We start from the raw sequence: 25,237 nt of genomic DNA on the forward strand, positions 1-25,237 counted from the left end.
ATTTTGGCGATTAACGCACAAGAAATCAGCGCTTTAATTAAGCAACAAATTGAAAATTTCCAGCCAAATTTTGACGTCACAGAGACCGGAGTCGTTACCTATATTGGTGACGGGATTGCGCGTGCTCATGGCCTTGAAAATGCAATGAGTGGTGAGTTGTTGATCTTTGAAAACGGCTCATACGGGATGGCGCAAAACCTGGAAACGACAGATGTCGGGATTATCATCCTTGGAGACTTTACGGATATCCGTGAAGGAGACTCGATCCGTCGGACTGGTAAAATCATGGAAGTCCCTGCTGGGGATGCCTTGATTGGTCGGGTTGTCAATCCTCTTGGTCAGCCAGTGGATGGCTTGGGAGAAATTGTAACAGATACCTTCCGTCCAGTTGAAACACCAGCTCCTGGTGTTATGCAACGGAAATCTGTATCAGAGCCTCTTCAAACGGGCTTGAAAGCCATTGATGCCCTCGTTCCGATTGGACGAGGCCAACGGGAATTGATCATCGGAGACCGTCAAACAGGGAAAACTTCGATTGCCATCGATACTATCTTGAACCAGAAAGGTCAAGACATGATCTGTATCTATGTAGCAATTGGACAAAAAGAATCAACAGTTCGGACACAAGTAGAAACACTTCGTAAGTATGGAGCCATGGATTACACCATTGTGGTGACGGCATCAGCCTCACAACCATCTCCATTGCTATTCCTTGCACCTTATGCAGGGGTTGCTATGGCCGAAGAGTTCATGTACAATGGCAAACATGTTTTGATCGTCTATGATGATTTGTCAAAACAAGCCGTTGCTTACCGTGAATTGTCCCTTCTTCTTCGTCGTCCTCCAGGACGTGAAGCCTTCCCAGGGGATGTCTTCTACCTTCACAGCCGTTTATTGGAACGTTCTGCGAAAGTATCGGATGAATTAGGTGGTGGTTCCATCACTGCGCTTCCAATTATTGAAACACAAGCAGGAGATATTTCTGCTTATATCGCAACTAACGTGATTTCGATTACGGATGGCCAAATCTTCTTGCAAGATAGCCTCTTTAACTCAGGAATTCGTCCAGCCATCGATGCGGGATCATCTGTATCGCGGGTTGGTGGATCAGCCCAAATCAAGGCTATGAAGAAGGTTGCGGGGACTCTCCGTATTGACCTAGCTTCTTACCGTGAGTTGGAAGCCTTCACGAAGTTTGGTAGTGACTTGGATGCCGCTACTCAAGCCAAGTTGAACCGTGGTCGCCGGACAGTAGAAGTCTTGAAACAACCGGTCCATGAACCATTGACTGTCGAAAAACAGGTGGTGATCTTGTATGCTTTGACACATGGATTCTTGGATAGTGTACCAGTTGATGATATCCTTCGCTTTGAAGAGGAATTGTTTGCCTTTGTAGAAGCGCATCATCCAGAAATCTTTGAAACCATTCGTACGACCAAAGATCTTCCAAGTGAAGAAACAATGGATGCAGTGATTACTGACTTTGTCAACCAATCAAGTTTCAAATAGAAATAGGAGTGGCAGATGGCAGTTTCTTTAAATGATATCAAAAATAAAATTGCATCGACAAAGAATACCAGTCAAATTACAAATGCTATGCAGATGGTATCTGCTGCCAAACTTGGGAAGTCTGAGCAAGCTGCCAAGGACTTCCAAATTTACGCATCTAAAGTTCGTAAACTATTGACAGACCTCTTACATGGACACGAGGCTGAGAATGCTAAGTACCATCCATTTTTAAAGAGTCGTCCTGTCAAAAAGTCTGCTTATATTGTTATCACTTCTGACCGTGGACTAGTGGGAGGCTATAACGCCTCTATCCTCAAGTCAGTCATGGAATTGAAGGAAGAATACCATCCAACGGGTGAGGATTTTGAAGTCATCTGTATTGGAAGTATTGGGGCAGATTTCTTTAGAGCAAGAGGCATCCAGCCGGTTTATGAACTACGTGGTCTAGCTGATCAACCAAGCTTTGATGAAGTGCGGAAGATCATCAATAAGACAGTCCAAATGTATCAAAATGAATTGTTTGATGAATTGTATGTCTGTTATAATCACCACGTCAACAGTTTGACCAGTCAATTGCGGGTAGAGCAAATGCTTCCGATCATTGACTTGGACCCCAATGAAGCGGATGAAGATTATATCTTGAATCTGGAGTTGGAATCAGACCGCGATGCGATTTTGGATCAATTGCTTCCACAGTTTGCGGAAAGTATGATTTATGGAGCCATCATTGATGCTAAAACAGCTGAAAATGCTGCCGGTATGATGGCCATGCAAACCGCAACAGACAATGCCAAGAAGGTAATTGATGAATTGACCATTCAATACAACCGTGCTCGTCAGGCAACCATTACGCAAGAAATTACGGAAATTGTTGCAGGAGCGAGTGCGCTTGAGTAGTTGATTCGATGCACATTTTAACAATACAAACATAAGCTTGATGGTATGTATTCACAAGCTTAGAAACTTAATAGAATAGGAGAATGACATGAGTTTAGGCAAAATTTCTCAGGTTGTAGGCCCTGTCGTTGACGTAGCTTTTGCTACGGGCGATAAACTCCCTGAGATTAATAATGCGCTTGTAGTCTATAAAAATGACCAACAAAAATCAAAAGTCGTTCTTGAAGTAGCTCTTGAACTTGGGGATGGTGTCGTTCGTACCATTGCCATGGAATCAACAGATGGCTTGACTCGTGGGATGGAAGTATTGGACACTGGTCGTCCAATCTCTGTACCTGTCGGAAAAGAAACTCTTGGACGGGTCTTCAACGTCTTGGGAGATACCATTGACTTGGAAGAAGCATTTCCAGAAGATGCTCCTCGTGAATCCATTCATAAAAAAGCTCCATCCTTTGATGAGCTTTCTACTTCAGAAGAAATTCTTGAAACAGGGATCAAGGTCATTGACCTCCTTGCCCCTTACTTGAAAGGTGGGAAGGTCGGCCTCTTCGGTGGTGCCGGAGTTGGGAAGACCGTCTTGATTCAAGAATTAATCCACAACATTGCCCAAGAGCACGGTGGGATCTCTGTATTTACCGGAGTTGGAGAACGGACCCGTGAAGGGAATGACCTTTACTGGGAAATGAAAGAATCTGGCGTTATCGAAAAAACAGCCATGGTCTTTGGACAAATGAACGAACCTCCAGGAGCACGGATGCGTGTAGCTTTGACTGGTTTGACTATTGCGGAATACTTCCGTGATGTCGAAGGTCAGGACGTTCTCTTGTTTATCGACAATATCTTCCGTTTCACTCAAGCCGGTTCAGAAGTATCTGCCCTTTTGGGACGGATGCCTTCAGCCGTTGGTTACCAACCTACTTTGGCAACTGAAATGGGACAATTGCAAGAACGGATTACCTCAACCAAGAAAGGTTCTGTTACATCGATCCAGGCCATCTACGTGCCAGCCGATGACTATACAGACCCTGCCCCAGCAACAGCCTTCGCCCATTTGGACTCAACCACCAACTTGGAGCGTAAATTGGTTCAATTGGGGATCTACCCTGCCGTGGACCCATTGGCATCTAGCTCCCGTGCCCTTTCTCCAGATATCGTCGGAGAAGAGCACTATGCAGTGGCTTCTGAGGTCAAACGCGTCCTTCAACGCTACCACGAATTGCAAGATATCATTGCCATCTTGGGGATGGATGAATTGTCTGATGATGAAAAGACCTTGGTAGCTCGTGCCCGTCGTATTCAATTCTTCTTGTCTCAAAACTTTAACGTGGCGGAACAATTTACAGGTCAACCAGGTTCTTATGTACCGGTTGCAGAAACTGTACGTGGCTTTAAGGAAATTTTGGATGGGAAACACGACCACTTGCCTGAGGACGCCTTCCGTGGTGTCGGTTCGATCGAAGATGTGATTGCAAAAGCTGAAAAAATGGGATTCTAAGAAGAGGTGAAAGATGAGTCAGATGAACGTCCAAATCGTTACACCGGATGGACTGGTTTATGATCATCATGCCGCATTTGTATCTGTCAAGACAATTGATGGTGAATTAGGGATTTTACCTCGTCATATCAATACCATTGCGGTTTTGGCTGTAGACCAAGTCAAGGTCCGTCGAGTCGATGACGAAAAACACATTGATTGGATCGCCGTGAATGGTGGGATTATCGAAGTGGCAGATAATGTCATTACCATCGTAGCGGATTCGGCGGAACGCGCTCGGGACATTGATGTTAGCCGGGCTGAGCGTGCAAAAATGCGTGCTGAAAAAGCCCTTGAAGAAGCCAAAGATCAACATTCTGTTGATATGGAGCGTCGTGCAAAAATTGCCCTTCAACGCGCTATTAACCGGATTAATGTCGGAAATCGATTATAAATACAAAAAGAAGTTGATTGGATCGACTTCTTTTTTTCGCATCTTAAGAATATGAAAGGAAACTTTGTCTTATGGTATAATAGAGGTATGATTCAAATGATTTTTACTTTTTGCAGCCACTTATTGTTTATTTCCTTTGCCTACCACCTTCTTTCAACGGTGGTTCAGTGGGAGCGTTTTTTAAAGGTAACTGCCGAAACAGCTGTGAAAATTCGACTTCTTATTTTATTGATCAGCATTAGTGTAGGATATTTAACTAGTAGCTTCTTTATCAGTATTTACGAATTCAGTCGGCAACTGTTTAACGGGAACTTTTAGATTCTTTTTTGATGAATTTATGGTATGATAGTAGTCGTGACTGAATGAAATGGAGTAATAACGAGTATGGACAAAATTATTGTAAATGGTGGTCAAAATCGCCTAGTTGGAACTGTGAAAATCGAAGGAGCAAAGAATGCAGTTCTTCCTCTTTTAGCAGCAACTGTTTTGGCCAGTGAAGGAACAACAACTTTGACCAATGTTCCTGTTTTATCTGATGTCTTTACAATGAACAATGTCGTTCGTGGCTTGAACACACAAGTTACGTTTGATGAAGAAACCAATACAGTAGTCGTTGATGCGTCGCAACCATTAACAGAAGAAGCGCCTTACAAATATGTCAGCAAGATGCGAGCTTCGATCGTCGTTCTAGGTCCTGTCTTGGCTCGAAATGGTCATGCTAAAGTTTCCATGCCGGGTGGCTGTACCATTGGAAGTCGTCCGATTGATCTCCACCTTAAAGGTCTGGAAGCCATGGGAGCGAAAATCACCCAAACGGCTGGTTACATTGAAGCAAAAGCAGATCGTCTTCGAGGAGCTCATATCTACATGGATTTCCCATCCGTAGGTGCCACCCAAAATATCATGATGGCAGCAACCTTGGCAGATGGAACGACGGTTATCGAGAATGCAGCTCGCGAACCTGAGATCGTGGACTTGGCCTCTCTGTTGAATAAGATGGGTGCTAAGGTACGTGGAGCAGGTACAGAAACCTTGACAATTGTTGGAGTGGATCGTTTGCATGGAGCAGTTCACAATGTCGTTCAAGACCGAATTGAGGCAGGAACCTTCATGGTTGGTGCAGCCATGACAGGTGGAGACGTTTTAATCGAGGATGCTATTTGGGAACACAACCGCCCTCTTCTTTCTAAGATGCAAGAAATGGGCGTTGAGGTAACGGAAGAAGAGAATGGCATTCGCATTCGCTCAGATGTTTCTAAATTGAAGCCAGTGACGGTGAAAACCTTACCTTATCCAGGCTTCCCTACAGATATGCAAGCCCAATTTACTGCTTTGATGGCCATGGCTTCTGGTGAATCGACCATGATTGAAACGGTATTTGAAAATCGTTTCCAACACTTGGAAGAAATGCGTCGGATGGGCTTACACTCAGATATTATGAGAGATACAGCCCGTATCCAAGGTGGAGCTAGCTTACAAGGGGCTGAAGTAATGTCGACAGACTTGCGTGCTAGTGCGACCTTGATTTTAATGGGGCTTGTGGCTGAGGGAGAAACCAAAGTGAGCAAGTTAACCCACCTCGACCGTGGATATTTTAAATTCCATGAGAAATTGGTGGCTCTTGGAGCAGATGTACGTCGTGTGAAGGAAGATGATGATGAAAACTAAATTAAAAGCAATCGGAAAACAATTGGGGATCGTTCTATTGGTTCTTACTATCTTAGCGATTGTTTTCGCCCTTGGCTTGGTCATTGGATATGGTGTCATTGGCAATGGAAAGGATCCTTGGTCCATTCTCTCGCCAGATACCTGGAAGGAAATCATTCAGAAATTTTCAGGTAAGTAACTATTTATCAAAAAGAGGAGCTTGAGATCGTGATCCCAGGCTCTTTCCATTCAGTAGAAACAGAGGAAACCAGTGTGGCAAACAATCAAAAGAAACCACTTAAAATGAAAAAATCAGGACAAACTCTACTTGGCTTGGTGGTGGCAGCGGCCCTCTCCATCGGTGGCTATTACTTTAGTCAACCCCAGCCAGTCGCAAGTCACTCTCAGGTTCAAACGGTTGTGACTTCGAGTCAAGAAGCAACACCGAGTAAGGAACTAGCGGAGAGTGTTCTGACAGATAGTGTTCGAGCTAAACTAGGAAAGAACATTCAATGGAACGAAGCGGGCGCTTTTATCATTAATCAAAATAAAACCAATCTGGATGCTGATGTTGCTAGTCTCCCTTATGCAGATACCAAGACAAAGACTGTAAAAGGGCGAGAGATTCCAACAGTTGCCAACGCTTTGATGACCAAGGCGACTCGTCAATACCAAAAGAGAGAACAGACGGATGTAGATTGGGCCCCCGCTGGCTGGCACCAAGTAACCAATTTAGCTGGAGAATATGACCATGCAGTTGATCGGGGCCATCTTCTCGGCTATGCCTTGATTGGCAACTTAGATGGGTTTGATGCCTCGATGACGAATCCTAAAAATATTGCGGTTCAAACAGCTTGGGCCAATCAAGCGCGTGATAGTTTTTCAACGGGACAAAATTACTATGAAACCCTTGTTCGGAAGGCCTTAGATAAAAATAAGCGGGTCCGTTATCGGGTGACTCTCAACTATGCTTCAGATGAAGATTTGGTACCAGTTGGCAGTCAAATTGAAGCAAAATCGAGTGATGGCAGTCTAGAGTTTAACGTTTTTGTTCCAAATGTCCAGAGTGGGATTAGTTTGGATTATCGTACTGGAAAAGTAACAGTGCATCGCTAAGCTGCGTATAAAAGAAGAAGCAGGATGAAAAGGATTCGGTTGGCTTTGCTGTCAACTGGATCTTTTTCCTTTCATGACGTCACCCTTTAGCTTATTTTAAGAAAACTGAGGTAAAATAACCTCTTCTAGACCTAAACAAAGGTCTTCCTAAGGAAAGGAGGAACTTGTGAGAACCATTATAGCCATGATTCGTTTTCTAATACGGGTTATTTGGAGTCTTGTTTGGGGCTTGTTTTGGACTCTCGCCCTTAGTTTTGCTTTGCTGGTTGCTGCTTTATTCTTTAGTGGCAAAACCGGTAGCGGAATAGATGGGGTCAGTCGCGCAGCCCAAACGGTTGTTACTCAGGTAGATGCTTACTTTCATCGAGATGGTCCTCTACGGGGTCAGGGAAGTCCATCTGCTCAAGAGGACTTAGCAACAGATGGCCATACCTCAACAGGAGCAAGGTGGGATCAGACAAGTGCAAAAGTTTATCTAGATCCTACGATGGATGATACCTTTACCCGTGCCTATGAGGAAGCTCTTGATTCTTGGAATCAGACAGGGGCCTTCACTTTCCAACTTGTCACCAGTGAAGAAGAGGCTGATATTATCTTAACGGAGATGGATGATAGCACGGTTTCTGCAGCGGGTGAGGCCGAATCCCAGACCAATGTCTTAACCAATCGTTTCAAACGGGTGACCGTTCGTTTGAATAGCTATTATCTATTAAATAAGCAGTACAATTATTCCCATCAGCGAATTGTAAATACAGCTGAGCATGAACTAGGCCATGCGATCGGTTTGGACCATACTGAGGAAGAGTCCGTTATGCAGGCAGCCGGTTCCTTTTATAGCATTCAAGCAAGGGATATTGAGGCTGTTCGTCAACTATACAAGGAGTAAGAATAATCAAACGCATACTGTATGTTATTCGAACCTTTCCAGAACAAGTGGCACTCTTTGTGTTTAACTCTGGAATCTTTCTATGGCTATCCCAAAAAGGGCTAGCAATCTCCCATGAATTAGGCATTCAACAGGCTTGGGAAAACTATGCTCCTGAGGGAGTCCGTCAATTTTTCGGAGACAATAAGGAAGCCGTCCAAGCTTTCTTCTCGCATTCGGTCATCACTTGGCTGATTGGCTCCATGATGATCCTGCTTGTGATTCGCTTTGTAAAGGGAGTCATCAAATGGAGCTTGCTTTTGCTGGTGATTGGCATTGGGCTTTTCCTCGCCTATCAGTACAGCCAAATGGCTTCCAATATTTCAACAATCTAAAAAGTGAGGAAAGGTCAAGCGCATCTAGCGTTTGGCCTTTTCTTCAATTGTCAATTTGTCAAAAGTAAGGTAAAATGAAACTATGATTATTTTACAAGCCAACAAAATTGAACGCTCTTTTGCAGGGGAGGTTCTTTTTGATAATATCAGCCTGCAAGTGGATGAACGGGACCGGATTGCCCTGGTCGGAAAGAACGGAGCCGGCAAGTCTACGCTCTTAAAAATCTTGGTGGGAGAAGAAGAGCCGACTTCTGGGGAAATCAATAAAAAGCGGGACCTTTCTCTCTCTTATTTAGCCCAGGATAGTCGATTTGAGTCGTCCAATACTATCTACGATGAGATGCTCCATGTCTTTGACGATCTCAGAAAGACCGAGAAAACCTTGCGGCAGATGGAGCTTGCGATGGGGGAAAAAACTGGGGCTGACTTAGAAAAACTCATGCAGGACTATGACCGTCTCTCGGAAGAATTCCGTCAGGCAGGTGGCTTCACCTATGAAGCTGATATTCGCGCCATTCTCAACGGCTTTAAGTTTGATGAGTCCATGTGGCAGATGAAGATTGAAGAGCTGTCTGGTGGGCAAAATACCCGTCTGGCTCTGGCCAAGATGCTCTTGGAAAAACCAAATCTTTTGGTACTGGACGAGCCGACCAACCACTTGGATATTGAGACCATTGCCTGGTTGGAAAACTACCTGGTCAATTATAGTGGGGCCCTTCTCATTGTCAGTCACGACCGCTATTTCCTAGATAAGGTCGCAACCATTACTTTGGATTTGACCAAGCATTCTTTGGACCGCTATGTCGGCAATTACTCTAGCTTTGTCGAGCAAAAAGAGCAAAAATTGTTGACCGAAGCCAAGAACTACGAGAAGCAACAAAAAGAAATTGCGGCGCTGGAAGACTTTGTTAATCGCAATTTGGTGCGGGCGTCGACCACCAAACGGGCCCAGTCTCGTCGCAAGCAATTGGAAAAAATGGAGCGCCTAGACAAGCCCGAAGCTGGGACCAAGTCTGCCCATATGACCTTCCATTCTGATAAGGCCTCTGGCAATGTCGTTTTGACAGTAGAAGAGGCAGCTGTCGGCTATGATGATCAAATCCTGTCCGAGCCGATCAATCTGGATATCCGTAAGATGAATGCGGTCGCTATTGTAGGACCAAATGGGATCGGGAAATCTACTCTTATCAAGTCTATTGTCGGGCAGATTCCTTTCATCAAGGGGGAAGCTCGTTTTGGGGCCAATGTCGAGGTGGGCTACTATGACCAGACCCAAAGTAAACTAACCCCTCACAATAGTGTCTTGGATGAGATCTGGAATGACTTTAAACTGACACCAGAAGTAGAAATTCGCAATCGCCTAGGAGCCTTCCTTTTCTCAGGGGACGATGTCAAGAAAACCGTCGGCATGCTGTCGGGTGGAGAGCGGGCCCGCTTGCTTCTAGCTAAGCTGTCCATGGAGAATAACAATTTCTTGATTCTCGATGAGCCGACCAACCACTTGGATATCGATAGCAAGGAAGTGCTGGAAAATGCCTTGATTGATTTTGACGGGACCTTGCTCTTTGTCAGCCACGACCGTTACTTTATCAATCGGGTGGCTACACAAGTCTTGGAACTCTCAGAAGAGGGCTCGACCCTTTATTTGGGAGACTATGATTATTATCTGGAGAAAAAAGCAGAGTTAGAGGCCCTTGCTGCAGCGCAAGTAGAAGCTATGCCTGTTTCTTCTACGGAGGAAGTCACCAGCAATGACTATCACCTGCAAAAGCAAAATCAGAAGGAACTCCGGAAAATCACCCGTCGCATTGAGCAATTGGAAGCGGAGATGGAAGAGATTGATCAAAAAATCCAAGCCATCACCGAAACCATGCATAGCACCAATGATGCAGAAGACTTGGTACAACTCCAGAGTGACCTGGACCAATTAACTGTCCAGCAGGAAGCGGTCATGGAAGAATGGGCAGAACTGTCAGAGCAGGTGGAATAGATAGAAGATCTTGGAAAAGTTTTTCGTGAATTTCGAATCAGTAAAAATTATTCATTGAAAGAAGCTGCAGGCCACCAATGAAACCGGCGAACTCATTGAGAGCCAGTAGCAATTGGACCAGCTGACTGCCACCTAAGAAGAAGCCATGCTAGAATGGGAAGAATTAGCGGAGAAAGTGTAGTTTTCTAATTTGCCTAAGGAGAACATTATGACGACTGAAAATGATTGGTTTATGAAGCAGATTAAAGGTGTAGCCGATATAATTGGTACAACTTTGCGCCTACAGATTCAGAATTTAGATTTGGGGCAGTACGAGGATGAGGAAGGAAAACTCATCAACGGGAATCACTATCTTCAGCAAGTTTTAGAAGAGCAACGCTTTGCAGAGGCCATTTCTTTTGTTGAAGAGCAGATGAAACGCCTACCTCTTCATCAGTATGATCTATTGGTTGATTGGCTGATTTCTTACTTAAGACAATTAGATGTTTCCGTTAAAGAAGAACATGGATTCTACGAAGGATACTTGCAAGAGTTAGAAAGGTACTTAAAGGAATTTAAGTGGTAATCAAATGGAAGATTTAGGCAAAGTTTTTCGTGAATTTCGAATCAGTAAAAATTATTCATTGAAAGAAGCTGCAGGAGAAGCCTGCTCGACCTCTCAATTATCCCGTTTTGAATTGGGGGAGTCGGATCTGACTGCGTCGCGCTTCTTTGAAATATTAGACAATATCCATGTGACGATTGAGAATTTTATGGATAAGGCTAGGAATTTTCAACACCATGAGCATGTCGCCTTGATGGCTCAGATTATTCCGCTTTACTATGCAAATGATATTGCTGGTTTTCAAAGGCTTCAAGGAGAACAACTTGAAAAGGCTAAAGGTTCGATCAATCCCCTATATTTTGAATTGAACTGGATCTTGTTACAAGGGCTGATTTGCCAGAGAGATGTCAGCTACACCATGAAGCAGAGTGATCTGGACAAGGTGGCGGACTATCTCTTTCAGACAGAAGAGTGGACCATGTATGAATTGATCCTCTTTGGCAATCTCTACAGCTTTTATGATGTGGACTATGTCACACGGCTTGGGAGAGAAGTGATGGAGCGTGAAGATTTCTACAAGGAAATTGGTCGCCATCGAAAACTAGTCTTGATTCTAGCCCTCAATTGTTACCAGCATTGTTTAGAACACCGTTCTTTTGAAAGTGCTAGTTATTTTGAGGCCAATGTGGAAAAGATTATCGGCAAGAGTATCAAACTCTACGAGCGCAATGTCTTTCATTACCTCAAGGGATTTGCTCTCTATCAGAAGGGGCTAGAGAAAGAAGGGAGTCAGCAAATGCAAGAGGCTATGCATATTTTTGATGTGCTAGGTCTTCCAGAGCAGGTAGCTTACTATCAAGAACACTTTGATAAATTTGTAATAGATGAATGTTCTAAATAGGAGAGAGATAAAGGAGATTTTATGAACCGACATGCGGTCCAATTAATTAGTCGTGGAGCGATTACCAAAATTGGAAATATGCTCTATGATTATGGGAATAGTGTCTGGCTGGCCTCGATGGGGACTATAGGAAAGACGGTATTAGGGATCTATCAGATTTCTGAGTTAGTGACAGGGATTCTCGTGAATCCATTTGGAGGCGTGATCTCAGACCGTTTTTCCCGTCGCAAGATTTTGATGACGACCGACTTGGTGTGTGGTCTCCTGTGTTTGGCGATTTCTTTTATCAGAAATGATCGTTGGATGATTGCGGCTTTGATTGTTGCTAATATTGTTCAGGCCATTGCCTTTGGTTTTTCTCGACCTGCCAATAAAGCCATTATTACAGAAGTTGTGGAGAAAGAAGAGATTGTAACCTATAATGCGCACTTGGAGCTGGTCTTACAAGTTGTTAGTGTCAGTTCTCCCGTGTTTTCTTTCCTAGTTCTACAATTTGCCAGTCTCCATGCGACCCTCTTACTAGATGCGCTGACCTTTTTCATTGCCTTTGTCCTAGTGGCTTTCCTTCCGAAAGAAGAAGCTAAGGTTCAAGAGAGGAAACAGTTTACCGGGAAAGATATTTTTTCGGATATGAAAGATGGACTAAACTATATCTGGCATCAGAAAGACATTTCTTTCTCTTGTTGGTGGCTTCCGGCGTTAATTTCTTTTTTGCGGCTTTTGAGTTTTTACTTCCATTTTCCAATAGACTCTACGGGGGCAAGGGGGCTTATGCGACCATCTTAACATTGGGAGCTATTGGATCTATTCTAGGAGCACTTGTTGCCAATAAAATTACATCAAGTATGAAAATTCTCCTGTTTTTACTGATCATGGCAGGTGTAGGAGTGTTCATGATGGGCTTGCCTCTTCCGACTTATCTTTCCTTTTCGGGAAATCTGGTCTGTGAATTTTTTGTGACCATTTTCGACATCCACATTTTTACTCAAGTGCAAACCAAGGTGGAAGATGATTATCTGGGGAGAGTCTTGAGTACGATTTATACTTTGGCTGTTCTCTTTATGCCCATCGCCAAAGGTTTGATGACTTGGTTGCCAAGTGTCCGAGTAGAATCCTTTCTCCTGATTGGAGCTGGAGTTATTCTCTTTTCACTCTTGGCTCAACTAGTAGCTAAGCAGCTTCAATCAAAAGAACAGTAGGGATCCTTTGATAAATTCGTAAAACACTAATTTTCCCAAATAGGGGATAAAATGAAAACCTCTTTCATGAACTGATACAATAGTTTCAGAAAATGAAGGAGGTTTTTTTATGAATCGACATGCAGTCCAATTAATTGCTCGTGGGGCGATCAATAGAATGGGAAATATGCTCTATGATTATGGGAACAGTGTCTGGCTGGCCTCAATGGGGACTATAGGAAAGACAGTGTTGGGGATTTATCAGATTTCTGAACTCGTCACCTCTATTTTAGTCAATCCCTTTGGTGGCGTGATCTCAGACCGTTTTTCCCGTCGCAAGATTTTGATGACAACCGACTTGGTTTGTGGTCTCCTTTGTTTAGCGATTTCCTTTATCAGGAACGATCGTTGGATGATTGCAGCCTTGATTGTTGCCAATATTGTCCAGGCCATTGCCTTTGCATTTTCTCGTACGGCCAACAAAGCCATTATCACTGAAGTCGTAGAGAAGGATGAGATTGTGACCTATAATGCACGCTTGGAGTTGGTCTTACAGGTTGTCGGTGTTAGTTCACCTTTGTTTTCTTTCCTTGTTCTACAATTTGCCAGTCTCCACGCGACTCTCTTACTGGATGCGCTGACCTTTTTCATCGCCTTTGTCCTAGTGGCATTCCTTCCGAAAGAAGAAGCCAAAGTTCAAGAAAAGAAACGGTTCACAGGAAAAGATATTTTTTCGGATATCAAGGATGGATTGCACTATATCTGGCATCAGAAAGAAATTCTCTTTCTCCTCTTGGTGGCTTCTAGTGTCAATTTCTTCTTTGCAGCTTTTGAGTTTTTACTTCCATTTTCCAATCGACTCTACGGAGTCAAGGGTGCTTATGCGACCATCTTAACGTTGGGAGCTATTGGTTCCATCATCGGAGCCTTGATCGCTAATAAATTTAAATCAAGTATGGAGATGCTTCTCTTCTTATTGATTTTAACAGGAGTGGGAGTGTTCATGATGGGCTTGCCTCTTCCTCACCTTCTTTCCTTTTCTGGAAATTTAGTCTGTGAACTCTTTATGACGATTTTTAATATCCACTTTTTTACCCAAGTGCAAACAAAGGTGGAAGGAGACTATCTGGGCAGGGTCTTAAGCACGATTTTTACCCTAGCCATTCTCTTTATGCCCATCGCAAAAGGCTTGATGACCTGGTTACCAAGTGTCCGAGTAGAATCCTTTCTCCTGATTGGAGCTGGCGTTATTCTCTTTTCACTCTTAGCTCAAGTAGTCGCCAAGCACCTACAAGCAAAAAATCATTAGAACAACATGAAAAAAGCACCGATTGGTGCTTTTTAGTTTTCGATTTGTTTGATTTTTTCTTCTTTATCACCTGACATCTTTTGTCCTAGTTGTTTTTTCGCAGTTTTTAACTCATGTTTTAATGAGAAATTTTTTGGAAGGCTGACTAAGAAAGTCACCAGCGAACCAAGAAGGACACAAACCAGAATCAAAATGATGAGCGGGAGTTTAAATTGGACCAGCAAAAAGTTTACAGTCACCGTTTGCATATTGGCCAAGGAAATAATCGCAATAAGCAAGACTGCAATCAGTAGTGCAACATATTGTAGTTTTCGTTTATTCATTTTGTCTCCCTATTCTTCTATTTCAGCTTTGCTTTTCACATCAGCGTATTCTTCTGCTTTTTCAAGGCTTAAGATATCATTGTAAGTCGCTAAGACGATGTCTTGTCCATATTTTTTCTTTAGAGCTGTTGTCACCAAGCGATAGGCCAAATTGGCGTTGCGAGACAAGATAGGGCCGTGGAAGTAGCTACCAAAGACGTTTTTGTAATGAACGCCTTCGCAACCATCTTCTTTATTGTTCCCATTTCCGTAGACGACCTTGCCCAGCGGTTTTTCATCCTCTGCCAAGAAGGTCCGACCTTGGTGGTTCTCAAAACCATAGTAGGTTTCATTGAACTCTTCATTATGGATCTTGATGTCTCCAATATAGCGATTGTTGACTTGGTTGAGGGTATAGTGCCCCATAATACCAAGTCCCTCAATGCGTTTACCAGAAGCTTCAATATAGTACTGGCCTAGAAGCTGAAATCCACCACAGATAGCAAGGACCACCCCATCGTTATGAATGAAGCGTTCGATGTCTTCTTTTTTATCTGGTAGATCTTCTGATACAATGGTCTGTTCGTAGTCTTGGCCTCCACCGAAAAAGGCAATATCGTAGACTTCTGGATCAAAGCGGTCTTTGAGAGAAACGATATCCACAGTGACATGAGCACCAAGTTTCTCCGCAACGTACTTGAGCATGAGGATATTTCCATTGTCCCCATAAGTATTCATCAGATTCCCATAAAGATGGGCAATTCTCAATTCATATTGGTAGTTTTCCTGATCAGGGGATTGTAGTGAAGTATACGTCATTAATTCATCTCCTTTTCAATCAGGTGTTCTTGAGCTAGCAATTCACGGAATTCTAGCATGGCCGTATAGGTGGCTAAAATATAGGCGTGAGGAGTAGCCTGTCCTTTAATCTGGGTAAAGACATCCTCTAATTTTGCATTTTCAGTAATCTGGTCAGACGGATAGCCTGTAACCCGAAGTCGTCGAGCAATTTCTGAGTGGCGTACCCCACCGGCGTTGATTTCTGGAATGTCCATCTGGGTGATTTGCTCAAAGTCGGCATCCCAGATCCAGCTGGTATCAATCCCATCTGCATAGTTGGCGTTGAGAAGAACGGACAAACTGAAGGGATACGGCGCTAGTTTGATCATTTCAATAGCCTGAGTAGCTCCAACCGGGTTTTTGATCAGGATTAGGGTACATTCTTTATCCCCAATCTTAAAGGTTTCCTGACGACCAAAGACAGCCTTACTCTTATCGAAACCACGCTTAATGACGTCTGGGCTTACATCAAAATAATGGGCCACCGCAACTGCAGCAAGGGCGTTGTAAATATTGTATAGGCCCCCAATATTAATGTGGTAGTTTGTACCGTTGATCTTAAAGTGAGAAGAAGTATTGGTCAGCTCGGTCAATTCATCGACAGCGACTGTTAAAGGAGGACGGTGGAAGCCACAGCTTTCACAAATGTAATCTCCCAGATTGGCATAGGTATTCAAGTGGTAGGTCAAGATTCTATGACATTCTGGGCAGACGATACCTTCTGTATTGTAATGAGCTAGCTGTGGAGCAGTTTTTTCCGTCTCAAAGCCAAAATATTGAACGGGATTTGGTAGGGGAAGGGTATGGAAAAGAGGACTATCCCCATTCATCAAAACAGTTGCTTGAGGCGCTTTTTTAATCCCATCTAAAATCATCCGATAAGTTGTGTAGATTTCTCCGTAGCGGTCCATTTGATCGCGGAAGATATTGGTGATCACAAACAAGGTCGGTGTGATGTAGTCACAAATCCGAGACAGACTGGCTTCATCAATTTCAAGAACAGCGATCGGACGACCAGAAGAACCTTTTGCGTTCAAGAAAGTAGTCGTAATCCCTGAAATCATATTGGCACCACTAGGATTGGTCACGATAGGTCCGAAAGCCTCCTGAAGAATCCCAACAGTGAGAGCTGTTGTTAGTGTTTTCCCATTCGTACCAGTGATAACCACAATTTCGTAGTTCTGGCCCAGATGTTGTAAAATGTCTTTATCAATTTGAAGGGCGATTTTTCCGGGAAGGGTAGAGCCACGTCCAAGCATACGCAAGAGGTGACTGCTCATTTTTCCGGCGATAAGCCCCATACTAGTCTTAATCTTCATAATTCATATTTTATCACAAAAAGCAACAGAAGGTTACAGAAAAATCTGTTGAAACATGATATAATGATGTGGAGTGGTTTGAACGCGCTATCCATTTTCTAGAAGCTCTGCTGTTGCCAGTAAGTATCTACAATGGTTAGTCGCGCGAAAAGCCTAGAAGAGAAGTGGTAGGTATGAGATTGTGAACATCCAACAACTGTCAAATCCCCAGTATTGGGCTAGTTTATTTCCCACTCCCTGGAGTGTGGTTGTCAACCTTATTGACATTGCCCTAGTGGCTTGGTTACTGTATTATTTTATCAAAGCCATTGTCGGCACTAAAATTATGATTTTGGTGCGTGGTGTTTTGACCTTTTTCTTATTTGAGTTAGTTGCCAATATGATTGGCTTGACGACCATTTCTTGGTTGATTAACCAAATCATCACATACGGGGTCATTGCTGCGGTAGTGATTTTCTCTCCGGAAATTCGGACGGGATTAGAACGATTAGGTCGAGCCACTGAATTTTTCTCAACCAATCAAATTAGTACTGAAGAAAAATTGGTTCAATCTTATGTAAAAGCGGTTGCTTATATGAGCCCTCGGAAGATTGGTGCCTTGGTTGCGATTCAAGGAAGTAGAACCCTTCAAGAATATATTTCTACTGGTATTCCCCTTGATGCAGATGTTTCGGGTGAACTTCTGATTAATATTTTTATCCCCAACACCCCGCTTCACGATGGGGCAGTGATTGTCACCAATGATAAAATTGCTGTATCTTGTGCCTATCTCCCCTTAACAGAAAGTACTGGGATTTCAAAAGAGTTCGGTACACGGCACCGGGCAGCCATCGGCTTATCCGAGGTAAGTGATGCCTTCACCTTTGTTATTTCGGAAGAAACAGGTGGTATCTCTATAACGAGAAATGGAAGTTTTAGACACGACCTCAGTATCGAAGAATTCGAACAAGAGTTGCGTTCTTTCATTATTCCAGAAGATCAAGGAAAAAAAGATTTGAAATCAAGAATTTTTGGAGGACGTATCAAATGATTCCAAAAAGAAAAATTGTCTATATCGTGACCTCCGTCTTTTTCTCAAGTCTCTTATTCATCAATGCAACCTCTGTTAATTTCCAGAATAACAGTAGTGCCCGTCAAGTGAGTTCTGAAACTTACACCAATACTCTTACCAATATTCCGATTGATGTAAAATACAACGATAGTAAATATTTTGTCAGTGGGATTAGTTCAGAAGTGACAGTCTTTCTGAAAGGATCTAACCGTGTTGCCTTAGCATCAGAGATGCAGGCTAGTACTCGTAAATTTAAAGTGGTTGCTGATTTAAGTGATCTGAAAGAAGGCCAGCATGAAATCACATTAAATATTGAAGGCTTACCTTCTGGTTTAACAGCAACCATCGAGCCTCAGAGGGTAACTGCAAAAATTGGTAAGAAGATGACGAAAAAGTTTGATGTTTCCGTCACTATACCTGATAAACAGATTGCTCCAGGGTGGAGTCTCTCACATGTTACTTTCTCTGAAGATGAAGTATCTGTGACAAGTGACCAAGATACTTTAGCTAAAATTGATCATGTGGAAGCCATCTTCCCTGAAGGAGATCTCTTGAACAATACCTACACTGCAACCGTATCAATGAAGGCAGTAGATAGTGAAGGGAATGATTTACCAGTCATTATCTCTCCATCAGAACTCTACATGAAGGTTGAGCTGAAACAAACAAGTTCCAGCTCTTCATCGACCAGTTCTTCATCACATAATAGCAATTAATATAGATTCATCGAAAGGAATATCATAATGGGTAAATATTTTGGAACGGACGGAGTCCGTGGAGAAGCAAACGTCGAATTGACGCCAGAGTTGGCCTTTAAGCTCGGTCGATACGGAGGTTATGTCCTCAGTCAACATGAAAAAGAAACTCCACTTGTTTTCGTAGGACGAGATACACGTATTTCTGGTGAAATGTTAGAAAGTGCTCTCGTAGCAGGTCTCCTATCTGTAGGGATTAAAGTTTATAAACTCGGTGTCATCGCGACACCAGGTGTAGCTTATTTGGTTCGTTCTGAAGGGGCAAGTGCTGGGGTCATGATTTCTGCCAGTCATAATCCAGCTCTAGACAATGGAATCAAATTTTTTGGGAATGACGGCTATAAACTGGATGATGACCGTGAATTAGAGATAGAAGCCTTATTGGATGCGGAGTCTGATACTCTCCCTCGTCCAAGTGCGGAAGGTCTTGGAACCGTGATGGATTATCCAGAAGGACTTCGTAAGTATCAAGAATACTTAGTTTCAACTGGAACCCAGCTGGAAGGAATGCACGTAGCTCTTGATGCTGCGAATGGTTCCGCATCTACAAGTGCCCGTCAAGTCTTTGCTGACCTAGGAGCACGTTTGACAGTTATTGGCGAAAGCCCAAATGGTCTCAATATCAATGACCAAGTAGGTTCAACCCATCCTGAGGCTTTGCAAGAGGCTGTCCGAGAATCTGGTGCGGCTATTGGTTTGGCTTTTGATGGTGATAGTGACCGTTTGATTGCAGTTGATGAAAATGGGGACCTAGTGGATGGTGATAAAATCATGTACATCATTGGGACTTATCTTTCTGATAAGGGCCTCTTAAAAGATAACACCATCGTAACGACCGTCATGTCTAATCTAGGTTTCCATAAGGCTTTGGATGCCAAGGGGATTAACAAGGTTGTGACTGCTGTTGGAGACCGCTATGTGGTGGAAGAGATGCGGAAGTCTGGTTACAATCTAGGTGGTGAACAGTCTGGTCACGTGATTGTCATGGACTACAATACCACTGGAGATGGTCAGATGAGTGCCGTTCAATTGACCAAGATTATGCAAGAAACTGGTCGTACATTATCAGACCTTGCATCAGAAGTTACCATCTATCCTCAAAAATTGGTCAATATCCGTGTTGAAAACAGCATGAAGGACAAGGCTATGGAAGTACCTGCCATTCGTGCGATTATTGAGAAGATGGAAGCTGAAATGGCTGGAAATGGTCGCATCTTAGTGCGTCCAAGTGGTACCGAACCTCTTCTCCGTGTCATGGCAGAAGCACCAACCCATGAAGAAGTAGACTACTATGTGGATACCATTGCTACAGTAGTCAAAGATGAAATTGGTCTTGAAGTTTAAATAATATAAGTAAACTTTCTAAAATAGAGTTTGAAAGGTTGGCTGAAAAAATACGTTGAATGATGAGGCCCATAGCCCTCATGACAACAGTTCTCTTTTCAATTACTTTTGTTCAAGCCATTCAAGCAGGAAACACCCTGATCTTGGCTTATCCTAAAGAAATAACTTTAATATCATCGTTTTTAAAAGGCTGGAATTTTCCAGTCTTTTTTGTTAGTTAGATGAAAAGGGATTTGAACAAGTGTGGATGTTTAAAAAAATATTTCATCCAATAGTCCTCTTTCGTATAGAGGTGGATGTTTGAAAAATGCCCTTATTCGTGGTAAAATAGGGCTAATGAATTTATTGTAATTGAGGTAAAAAACGTGGCTTTTGGAGACAACGGAAAACGCAAAAAAACTTTCTTTGAAAAATTGACCATGGTGGTCATTGTAATTATGTTGATTGTAACGGTTGGAGCAATCTTTGCTGCAGCTTTGGGTGCACTATCCTACTAAGGGACTACCAAGCAACACTTGGTTATAAAAGGAAAACGATAAACTATGAGTATGTTTTTAGATACAGCCAAGATTAAGGTCAAGGCTGGAAATGGCGGCGATGGCATGGTGGCCTTTCGCCGTGAAAAGTATGTTCCCAATGGCGGCCCTTGGGGTGGTGATGGTGGACGAGGAGGCAATGTCATCTTCGTTGTAGACGAAGGTTTGCGCACGCTGATGGACTTCCGCTATAACCGGCATTTCAAAGCCCAAAATGGGGAAAAGGGAATGACCAAAGGAATGCACGGACGGGGAGCAGAAGATCTCTATGTACGAGTTCCCCAAGGAACGACTGTCCGAGATGCTGAGACAGGCAAGGTCATTACCGACTTGGTTGAAAATGGGCAAGAGTACATTGTTGCCCATGGTGGACGTGGAGGACGCGGAAATATCCGTTTTGCCACTCCTAAAAATCCAGCACCTGAGATTTCAGAAAATGGGGAACCTGGTCAGGAACGCGAACTCGAATTAGAACTCAAAGTCTTGGCAGACGTTGGTTTGGTTGGCTTCCCATCAGTAGGAAAATCAACTCTTCTCAGTGTGATTACATCTGCCAAACCAAAAATCGGAGCCTATCATTTTACAACTATCGTTCCAAACTTGGGGATGGTTCGGACGCCGTCAGGTGAATCCTTTGCAGTCGCAGACCTTCCTGGATTGATCGAAGGAGCTAGCCAAGGGGTCGGGTTAGGAACCCAGTTCCTTCGTCACATCGAGCGCACCCGTGTTATCTTGCATATCATCGATATGTCAGCCAGTGAAGGACGAGATCCTTATGAAGATTACATTCAAATCAACAAAGAGCTTGAAACATATAATCTTCGCTTGATGGAACGTCCTCAGATTATCGTGGCGAATAAGATGGATATGCCAGAGAGCCAGGAAAATTTGAAAGAGTTCAAGAAAAAATTGGCGGCCAACTACGACGAGTTTGATGAACTGCCACAAATCTTCCCAATCTCTAGTTTAGCGCATCAAGGTTTGGACAACTTGTTAGAAGCAACAGCAGACTTGTTAGACAAAACACCAGAATTCTTGCTCTATACAGAAGAAGATATGGCGCAAGAAGAAGTCTACTACGGCTTTGATGAGGACCAACCAGCCTTCAAGATTAATCGTGATGATGATGCTTCTTGGATCTTGTCCGGTGATAAGCTAGAGAAGCTCTTCAATATGACCAATTTTGATCGCGACGAGTCTGTCATGAAGTTTGCGCGTCAATTGCGCGGAATGGGTGTCGATGAAGCCCTTCGTGCGCGTGGTGCCAAAGACGGAGATATCGTTCGGATCGGTAAATTTGAATTTGAATTTGTTGACTAGTTAGAGCTAAAGAGGAGAAGAAGATGGGAGATAAACCTATATCCTTTCGTGATAAAGACGGAAATTTTGTCTCTGCTGCAGACGTTTGGAATGCAGAAAAATTGGAAGAACTCTTTAATAAGCTGAATCCCAAACGTAAGTTACGCTTAGAACGGGAAAAATTAGCAGCATCCAGTGAAAATTAGGAATCAGGAGAAGAAAATGGCAAAAACAATTCACACAGACAAAGCACCGGCAGCAATTGGACCTTATGTTCAAGGAAAAATTGTGGGCAATCTTTTATTTGCAAGTGGGCAAGTTCCGCTTTCACCAGAAACAGGTGAAATTGTTGGAGAAACTATCCAAGAACAAACCCAGCAAGTGTTGAAGAATATTGCTGCTATCCTTGAGGAAGCTGGAACGAACTTTGATCACGTGGTTAAAACAACCTGTTTCTTAAGTGATATGAATGATTTTGTCCCTTTTAACGAGGTATACAAAACAGCATTTTCAAGTGAATTTCCAGCACGTTCTGCAGTAGAAGTGGCTCGCTTGCCACGCGATGTCAAAGTTGAAATTGAAGTCATTGCAGAAGTATAGTCTGAATAGAGGAATGCATTCGGGAAATAAGAATGCTGGAGTGAGAGCCATCGACTGACCAACTGGAAAGATGATGGTCTCCTCCTTTTTTGTAAGGAAAAGGTGATTAGGATGACAGATACAGAAAAAACAATTCAACTGGTCATTGTGACAGGAATGAGTGGTGCAGGAAAGACTGTAGCCATTCAATCCTTTGAAGATATGGGGTATTTCACCATCGACAATATGCCACCAGCTCTCTTGCCGAAATTTATTGAGCTGATTCAACTGTCGATGGACAATAATAAGTTGGCTCTCGTAGTGGATATGCGGAGCCGGTCTTTCTTCGCAGAAATTCGCTCCATTTTGGACGAATTAGAGAACCACGAAGGGATTGATTTTAAAATTCTCTTTTTGGATGCGACCGATAGTGAATTGGTTGCTCGCTACAAAGAGACTCGTCGTAGCCATCCACTGGCTGCTGATGGGCGTGTCTTGGATGGGATTACGTTGGAACGGGAACTTTTGGCTCCACTTAAAAACATGAGTCAAAATGTCATTGATACGACAGAACTAACTCCTCGTAATCTTCGAAAAGTTATTGCTGAACAGTTCTCTAGACAAGATAGCCAGCCTGAGTTTCGGATTGAAGTCATGTCCTTTGGCTTTAAGTATGGTTTGCCTTTAGATGCGGACTTGGTCTTTGATGTTCGTTTCCTACCGAATCCTTATTACAAATCAGAGCTACGGAATCAAACTGGCTTGGATGATGATGTCTATAACTATGTTATGGACCATCAAGAAGCAGAGGAGTTTTATCGTCATCTTTACGATTTGATTGCTCCCATCTTGCCAGCATACAAACGAGAAGGAAAATCTGTTTTGACGATTGCAGTTGGTTGCACAGGTGGCCAACACCGTTCAGTAGCCTTTGCTGCTCGTCTAGGACGGGATTTAGCGAAAGATTGGACGGTGAATATGAGTCATCGAGATAAAGACCGACGGAAGGAAACGGTGAATCGTTCATGAGAAAACCAAAAATGACCGTCATCGGAGGAGGTACGGGGATTTCCGTCATCTTGGATAGCCTTCGGAAAAAGGATGTTGAAATTACGGCTATTGTGACAGTGGCGGATGATGGGGGTAGTTCTGGGGAACTTCGAAAAAATATTCATCAATTGACACCACCAGGTGACTTGCGAAATGTACTAGTAGCCATGTCTGATATGCCTCGCTTTTATGAAAAAGTTTTTCAATACCGTTTTGCAGAAGAAGATGGGCCACTAGCTGGGCATCCTCTAGGGAATTTGATTATTGCAGGGATTTCTGAAATGCAGGGATCGACTTATAATGCCATGCAATTGCTGACTAAATTTTTCCATACGACAGGAAAAATCTATCCTTCTAGTGATACACCATTGACCCTTCATGCCGTCTTTATGGATGGGTCAGAGGTGGCTGGTGAGAGTGAAATCGCCCATCATGAGGGCATGATTGATTATGTTTATGTCACCAATACCTATAATGATGAGACGCCGAAAGCGAGTCGAAAAGTAGTAGATGCGATTTTAGAAAGTGATATGGTGATTTTAGGACCAGGTTCTCTCTTTACATCGATTCTTCCCAATCTAGTGATTGAAGAAATTGGACATGCCTTGCTTGAGACAAAAGCAGAGGTCGCTTATGTCTGCAATATCATGACCCAACGTGGGGAGACAGAACACTTTACCGATAGTGACCATGTTTCCGTCCTTCATAAACACTTGAAGAAGCCGTTTATTGATACTGTTTTAGTCAACATTGAAAAAGTCCCTCAAGAATATATGGACACGAATCGCTTTGATGAATACCTGGTTCAAGTAGAACATGATTTCGCAGGTCTAAAATCGCAGGTTCCCCGAGTTATTTCAAGCAATTTCCTTCGCTTGGAAAACGGCGGCGCCTTCCATGATGGAGAAGCTGTTGTGGATGAACTGATGCAAATTGTACAGGTGATTAAATGAGTTTTACCATTAAAGTAAAAGAAGAGCTCTTGACCCTTCACCGCTTTGAGAAAAGTGAGTTATCTGCTCTAATTAAGATGTCAGGTAGTTTGGGTCTAAGTATGGGGGGCTTAAGTTTGTCTCTGACCACGGAGAATGCTAAGATTGCCCGCCATATCTACGAATTGATTGTAGAATTTTATCAGGTCAAATCGGACATTCGTCACCACCAAAAAACCAATTTAAAAAAGAATCGCGTCTATACTGTTTCTATTGATGAAAAAGTCGAAGAGATTCTTGCAGACCTGCACTTAGCAGATTCTTTCTTTGGTATTGAGACAGGGATTGACCCAAGAATTTTAGAAGAAGATGAAGCAAGTCGAGCTTATCTGAGAGGTGCTTTCTTAGCAAGTGGGACCATCAAGGATCCGGAGTCTGGTCGCTATCAATTAGAAATTAGCTCTGTTTATTCTGATCATGCTCAGGACTTGGCCAACCTGATGCAACACTTTTTGTTAGATGCCAAGACCATCGAACGCAAAAAAGGAGTCGTCACCTATTTGCAGAGGGCAGAGGATATTATTGATTTCCTCATCTTGGTAGAAGCCAAGCAGGCTTTGGAAGAATTTGAGTCTGTCAAGGTCATGCGAGAAGCGCGCAATGATCTCAATCGAGCCAATAATGCTGAAATGGCCAATATTGCGCGGACGGTCACAGCTAGTATGAAGACCATTAACAATATCGTCAAAATCATGGATACCATCGGATTAGGTGGTCTTCCTGTCGAGCTTCAGGAAGTTGCCTATGTTCGAATCCAGAATCCCGACTATTCTATCCAGCAAATTGCGGATGCCTTGAAAACTCCCTTAACCAAAAGTGGCGTCAATCATCGCTTGCGAAAAATCAATAAGATAGCAGACGAGCTAGATGAACTATAAGAAAAAAACCTTT

General features: G+C 43.1%; 29 protein-coding genes. 26 read left to right on the forward strand and 3 right to left on the reverse strand.

Annotated elements, in window-relative coordinates:
* The first annotated feature begins 3 nt into the window (after nucleotides 1–3).
* The 16 genes from atpA to ADH49_RS03000 all read left to right on the forward strand — a co-directional run bounded on the left by atpA (nucleotide 4) and on the right by ADH49_RS03000 (nucleotide 14,279).
* Nucleotides 4–1,509: a F0F1 ATP synthase subunit alpha gene (atpA, locus tag ADH49_RS02935; RefSeq protein ID WP_048689300.1), complete on the forward strand. Its 1,506-nt coding sequence runs from the start codon at nucleotides 4–6 to the stop codon at nucleotides 1,507–1,509.
* A gap of 15 nt (nucleotides 1,510–1,524) precedes the next feature.
* Nucleotides 1,525–2,406: a F0F1 ATP synthase subunit gamma gene (locus ADH49_RS02940; RefSeq protein WP_006596944.1), complete on the forward strand. Its 882-nt coding sequence runs from the start codon at nucleotides 1,525–1,527 to the stop codon at nucleotides 2,404–2,406.
* A gap of 88 nt (nucleotides 2,407–2,494) precedes the next feature.
* Entirely contained in the window at nucleotides 2,495–3,901 is a 1,407-nt protein-coding gene (gene atpD / locus ADH49_RS02945) for a F0F1 ATP synthase subunit beta (protein ID WP_048689303.1), read from the forward strand.
* A gap of 13 nt (nucleotides 3,902–3,914) precedes the next feature.
* On the forward strand, nucleotides 3,915–4,334 hold the full coding sequence (locus ADH49_RS02950; RefSeq protein ID WP_048689307.1) for a F0F1 ATP synthase subunit epsilon: 420 nt from the start codon (nucleotides 3,915–3,917) through the stop codon (nucleotides 4,332–4,334).
* 87 nt (nucleotides 4,335–4,421) lie between these two features.
* On the forward strand, nucleotides 4,422–4,652 hold the full coding sequence (locus ADH49_RS09685) for a DUF1146 family protein (protein WP_082161854.1): 231 nt from the start codon (nucleotides 4,422–4,424) through the stop codon (nucleotides 4,650–4,652).
* Between the two features lie 66 nt (nucleotides 4,653–4,718).
* Complete coding sequence (gene murA, locus ADH49_RS02955; protein ID WP_048689310.1) at nucleotides 4,719–6,002, forward strand: UDP-N-acetylglucosamine 1-carboxyvinyltransferase; 1,284 nt, start codon at nucleotides 4,719–4,721, stop codon at nucleotides 6,000–6,002.
* Nucleotides 5,992–6,180: a DNA-directed RNA polymerase subunit beta gene (locus tag ADH49_RS02960; protein WP_048689312.1), complete on the forward strand. Its 189-nt coding sequence runs from the start codon at nucleotides 5,992–5,994 to the stop codon at nucleotides 6,178–6,180. The genes murA and ADH49_RS02960 overlap by 11 nt, the downstream gene beginning before the upstream one ends.
* 104 nt (nucleotides 6,181–6,284) lie before the next feature.
* The gene (locus ADH49_RS02965) at nucleotides 6,285–7,097 is read left to right on the forward strand and encodes a DNA/RNA non-specific endonuclease (RefSeq protein ID WP_172605111.1); all 813 of its coding nucleotides are present in this window, start codon (nucleotides 6,285–6,287) and stop codon (nucleotides 7,095–7,097) included.
* 166 nt (nucleotides 7,098–7,263) lie between these two features.
* Entirely contained in the window at nucleotides 7,264–7,983 is a 720-nt protein-coding gene (locus tag ADH49_RS02970; protein WP_048689315.1) for a matrixin family metalloprotease, read from the forward strand.
* A gap of 2 nt (nucleotides 7,984–7,985) precedes the next feature.
* Nucleotides 7,986–8,357, forward strand: coding sequence for a hypothetical protein (locus tag ADH49_RS02975; protein WP_048689318.1), 372 nt, complete (start codon nucleotides 7,986–7,988; stop codon nucleotides 8,355–8,357).
* Between the two features lie 82 nt (nucleotides 8,358–8,439).
* Nucleotides 8,440–10,347, forward strand: a complete 1,908-nt coding sequence (locus tag ADH49_RS02980) for an ABC-F family ATP-binding cassette domain-containing protein (RefSeq protein ID WP_048689324.1) — start codon at nucleotides 8,440–8,442, stop codon at nucleotides 10,345–10,347.
* 208 nt (nucleotides 10,348–10,555) lie between these two features.
* Nucleotides 10,556–10,912: a hypothetical protein gene (locus ADH49_RS02985; RefSeq protein WP_048689327.1), complete on the forward strand. Its 357-nt coding sequence runs from the start codon at nucleotides 10,556–10,558 to the stop codon at nucleotides 10,910–10,912.
* A 4-nt stretch (nucleotides 10,913–10,916) separates the two neighbouring features.
* Complete coding sequence (locus ADH49_RS02990) at nucleotides 10,917–11,792, forward strand: XRE/MutR family transcriptional regulator (protein ID WP_048689332.1); 876 nt, start codon at nucleotides 10,917–10,919, stop codon at nucleotides 11,790–11,792.
* 21 nt (nucleotides 11,793–11,813) lie between these two features.
* A complete protein-coding gene (locus tag ADH49_RS10345) occupies nucleotides 11,814–12,578 on the forward strand; it encodes an MFS transporter (protein WP_082161855.1) in 765 nt (254 codons plus the stop codon).
* 107 nt (nucleotides 12,579–12,685) lie between these two features.
* A complete protein-coding gene (locus tag ADH49_RS10350) occupies nucleotides 12,686–12,991 on the forward strand; it encodes a hypothetical protein (protein WP_239681811.1) in 306 nt (101 codons plus the stop codon).
* 109 nt (nucleotides 12,992–13,100) lie between these two features.
* On the forward strand, nucleotides 13,101–14,279 hold the full coding sequence (locus ADH49_RS03000; RefSeq protein ID WP_048689336.1) for an MFS transporter: 1,179 nt from the start codon (nucleotides 13,101–13,103) through the stop codon (nucleotides 14,277–14,279).
* 32 nt (nucleotides 14,280–14,311) lie between these two features.
* Here the strand turns inward: ADH49_RS03000 and ADH49_RS03005 are convergent, their stop codons facing one another.
* From ADH49_RS03005 to murT, 3 genes are read right to left on the reverse strand one after another with little or no spacing between them, the layout of a single operon-like run.
* Complete coding sequence (locus tag ADH49_RS03005; protein ID WP_048689338.1) at nucleotides 14,312–14,602, reverse strand: LapA family protein; 291 nt, start codon at nucleotides 14,600–14,602, stop codon at nucleotides 14,312–14,314.
* A 9-nt stretch (nucleotides 14,603–14,611) separates the two neighbouring features.
* Nucleotides 14,612–15,400, reverse strand: coding sequence for a lipid II isoglutaminyl synthase subunit GatD (gene gatD / locus ADH49_RS03010; protein WP_048689341.1), 789 nt, complete (start codon nucleotides 15,398–15,400; stop codon nucleotides 14,612–14,614).
* Entirely contained in the window at nucleotides 15,400–16,740 is a 1,341-nt protein-coding gene (murT, locus tag ADH49_RS03015) for a lipid II isoglutaminyl synthase subunit MurT (RefSeq protein ID WP_048689344.1), read from the reverse strand. Before murT ends, gatD begins: the two co-directional genes overlap by 1 nt.
* Nucleotides 16,741–16,921: 181 nt before the next feature.
* Here murT and cdaA point away from each other — a divergent pair, with 181 nt between their 5' ends.
* The 10 genes from cdaA (at nucleotide 16,922) to whiA (ending at nucleotide 25,224) form a co-directional block, all read left to right on the forward strand.
* Nucleotides 16,922–17,770 carry a diadenylate cyclase CdaA gene (gene cdaA, locus ADH49_RS03020; protein WP_048689347.1) on the forward strand — a complete coding sequence of 283 codons (849 nt, stop codon included), beginning with the start codon at nucleotides 16,922–16,924 and terminating at the stop codon, nucleotides 17,768–17,770.
* Nucleotides 17,767–18,507: a CdaR family protein gene (locus ADH49_RS03025; protein WP_048689349.1), complete on the forward strand. Its 741-nt coding sequence runs from the start codon at nucleotides 17,767–17,769 to the stop codon at nucleotides 18,505–18,507. The genes cdaA and ADH49_RS03025 overlap by 4 nt, the downstream gene beginning before the upstream one ends.
* A gap of 27 nt (nucleotides 18,508–18,534) precedes the next feature.
* On the forward strand, nucleotides 18,535–19,890 hold the full coding sequence (gene glmM / locus ADH49_RS03030; RefSeq protein WP_048689352.1) for a phosphoglucosamine mutase: 1,356 nt from the start codon (nucleotides 18,535–18,537) through the stop codon (nucleotides 19,888–19,890).
* A 365-nt stretch (nucleotides 19,891–20,255) separates the two neighbouring features.
* On the forward strand, nucleotides 20,256–20,387 hold the full coding sequence (locus ADH49_RS09570) for a DUF4044 domain-containing protein (protein WP_065426872.1): 132 nt from the start codon (nucleotides 20,256–20,258) through the stop codon (nucleotides 20,385–20,387).
* 45 nt (nucleotides 20,388–20,432) lie between these two features.
* Nucleotides 20,433–21,746 (forward strand): GTPase ObgE, encoded by a 1,314-nt coding sequence (gene obgE / locus ADH49_RS03035; RefSeq protein ID WP_048689356.1) that lies wholly within the window; start codon nucleotides 20,433–20,435, stop codon nucleotides 21,744–21,746.
* 23 nt (nucleotides 21,747–21,769) lie between these two features.
* Entirely contained in the window at nucleotides 21,770–21,931 is a 162-nt protein-coding gene (locus ADH49_RS09930; RefSeq protein WP_006596601.1) for a hypothetical protein, read from the forward strand.
* 16 nt (nucleotides 21,932–21,947) lie between these two features.
* Entirely contained in the window at nucleotides 21,948–22,325 is a 378-nt protein-coding gene (locus ADH49_RS03045) for a RidA family protein (protein WP_048689361.1), read from the forward strand.
* 111 nt (nucleotides 22,326–22,436) lie between these two features.
* Nucleotides 22,437–23,333, forward strand: coding sequence for an RNase adapter RapZ (rapZ, locus tag ADH49_RS03050; protein ID WP_048689366.1), 897 nt, complete (start codon nucleotides 22,437–22,439; stop codon nucleotides 23,331–23,333).
* Nucleotides 23,330–24,307 carry a YvcK family protein gene (locus ADH49_RS03055; RefSeq protein WP_048689370.1) on the forward strand — a complete coding sequence of 326 codons (978 nt, stop codon included), beginning with the start codon at nucleotides 23,330–23,332 and terminating at the stop codon, nucleotides 24,305–24,307. The genes rapZ and ADH49_RS03055 overlap by 4 nt, the downstream gene beginning before the upstream one ends.
* Nucleotides 24,304–25,224, forward strand: coding sequence for a DNA-binding protein WhiA (gene whiA, locus ADH49_RS03060; RefSeq protein WP_048689373.1), 921 nt, complete (start codon nucleotides 24,304–24,306; stop codon nucleotides 25,222–25,224). The genes ADH49_RS03055 and whiA overlap by 4 nt, the downstream gene beginning before the upstream one ends.
* Nucleotides 25,225–25,237 lie beyond the last annotated feature (13 nt).

Origin of the sequence: Streptococcus sp. 400_SSPC, assembly GCF_001072745.1 — a bacterium.
GTDB classification, from domain to species: domain Bacteria; phylum Bacillota; class Bacilli; order Lactobacillales; family Streptococcaceae; genus Streptococcus; species Streptococcus xiaochunlingii.

Bases quoted from the DNA above. Each gene is read 5' to 3' on its own strand.
- ADH49_RS02990 (WP_048689332.1), top strand. From the start codon at position 10,917: ATGGAAGATTTAGGCAAAGTTTTTCGTGAATTTCGAATCAGTAAAAAT.
- rapZ (WP_048689366.1), top strand. From the start codon at position 22,437: ATGACAGATACAGAAAAAACAATTCAACTGGTCATTGTGACAGGAATG.
- atpD (WP_048689303.1), top strand. From the start codon at position 2,495: ATGAGTTTAGGCAAAATTTCTCAGGTTGTAGGCCCTGTCGTTGACGTA.
- ADH49_RS03055 (WP_048689370.1), top strand. From the start codon at position 23,330: ATGAGAAAACCAAAAATGACCGTCATCGGAGGAGGTACGGGGATTTCC.
- murA (WP_048689310.1), top strand. From the start codon at position 4,719: ATGGACAAAATTATTGTAAATGGTGGTCAAAATCGCCTAGTTGGAACT.
- ADH49_RS02950 (WP_048689307.1), top strand. From the start codon at position 3,915: ATGAGTCAGATGAACGTCCAAATCGTTACACCGGATGGACTGGTTTAT.
- whiA (WP_048689373.1), top strand. From the start codon at position 24,304: ATGAGTTTTACCATTAAAGTAAAAGAAGAGCTCTTGACCCTTCACCGC.
- ADH49_RS02965 (WP_172605111.1), top strand. From the start codon at position 6,285: ATGAAAAAATCAGGACAAACTCTACTTGGCTTGGTGGTGGCAGCGGCC.
- obgE (WP_048689356.1), top strand. From the start codon at position 20,433: ATGAGTATGTTTTTAGATACAGCCAAGATTAAGGTCAAGGCTGGAAAT.
- ADH49_RS10350 (WP_239681811.1), top strand. From the start codon at position 12,686: ATGATGGGCTTGCCTCTTCCGACTTATCTTTCCTTTTCGGGAAATCTG.
- ADH49_RS10345 (WP_082161855.1), top strand. From the start codon at position 11,814: ATGAACCGACATGCGGTCCAATTAATTAGTCGTGGAGCGATTACCAAA.
- ADH49_RS02980 (WP_048689324.1), top strand. From the start codon at position 8,440: ATGATTATTTTACAAGCCAACAAAATTGAACGCTCTTTTGCAGGGGAG.
- ADH49_RS03000 (WP_048689336.1), top strand. From the start codon at position 13,101: ATGAATCGACATGCAGTCCAATTAATTGCTCGTGGGGCGATCAATAGA.
- ADH49_RS09930 (WP_006596601.1), top strand. From the start codon at position 21,770: ATGGGAGATAAACCTATATCCTTTCGTGATAAAGACGGAAATTTTGTC.
- gatD (WP_048689341.1), bottom strand. From the start codon at position 15,400: ATGACGTATACTTCACTACAATCCCCTGATCAGGAAAACTACCAATAT.
- ADH49_RS02940 (WP_006596944.1), top strand. From the start codon at position 1,525: ATGGCAGTTTCTTTAAATGATATCAAAAATAAAATTGCATCGACAAAG.
- ADH49_RS03005 (WP_048689338.1), bottom strand. From the start codon at position 14,602: ATGAATAAACGAAAACTACAATATGTTGCACTACTGATTGCAGTCTTG.
- ADH49_RS02960 (WP_048689312.1), top strand. From the start codon at position 5,992: ATGAAAACTAAATTAAAAGCAATCGGAAAACAATTGGGGATCGTTCTA.
- ADH49_RS09685 (WP_082161854.1), top strand. From the start codon at position 4,422: ATGATTCAAATGATTTTTACTTTTTGCAGCCACTTATTGTTTATTTCC.
- ADH49_RS02985 (WP_048689327.1), top strand. From the start codon at position 10,556: ATGACGACTGAAAATGATTGGTTTATGAAGCAGATTAAAGGTGTAGCC.
- glmM (WP_048689352.1), top strand. From the start codon at position 18,535: ATGGGTAAATATTTTGGAACGGACGGAGTCCGTGGAGAAGCAAACGTC.
- ADH49_RS03045 (WP_048689361.1), top strand. From the start codon at position 21,948: ATGGCAAAAACAATTCACACAGACAAAGCACCGGCAGCAATTGGACCT.
- murT (WP_048689344.1), bottom strand. From the start codon at position 16,740: ATGAAGATTAAGACTAGTATGGGGCTTATCGCCGGAAAAATGAGCAGT.
- ADH49_RS03025 (WP_048689349.1), top strand. From the start codon at position 17,767: ATGATTCCAAAAAGAAAAATTGTCTATATCGTGACCTCCGTCTTTTTC.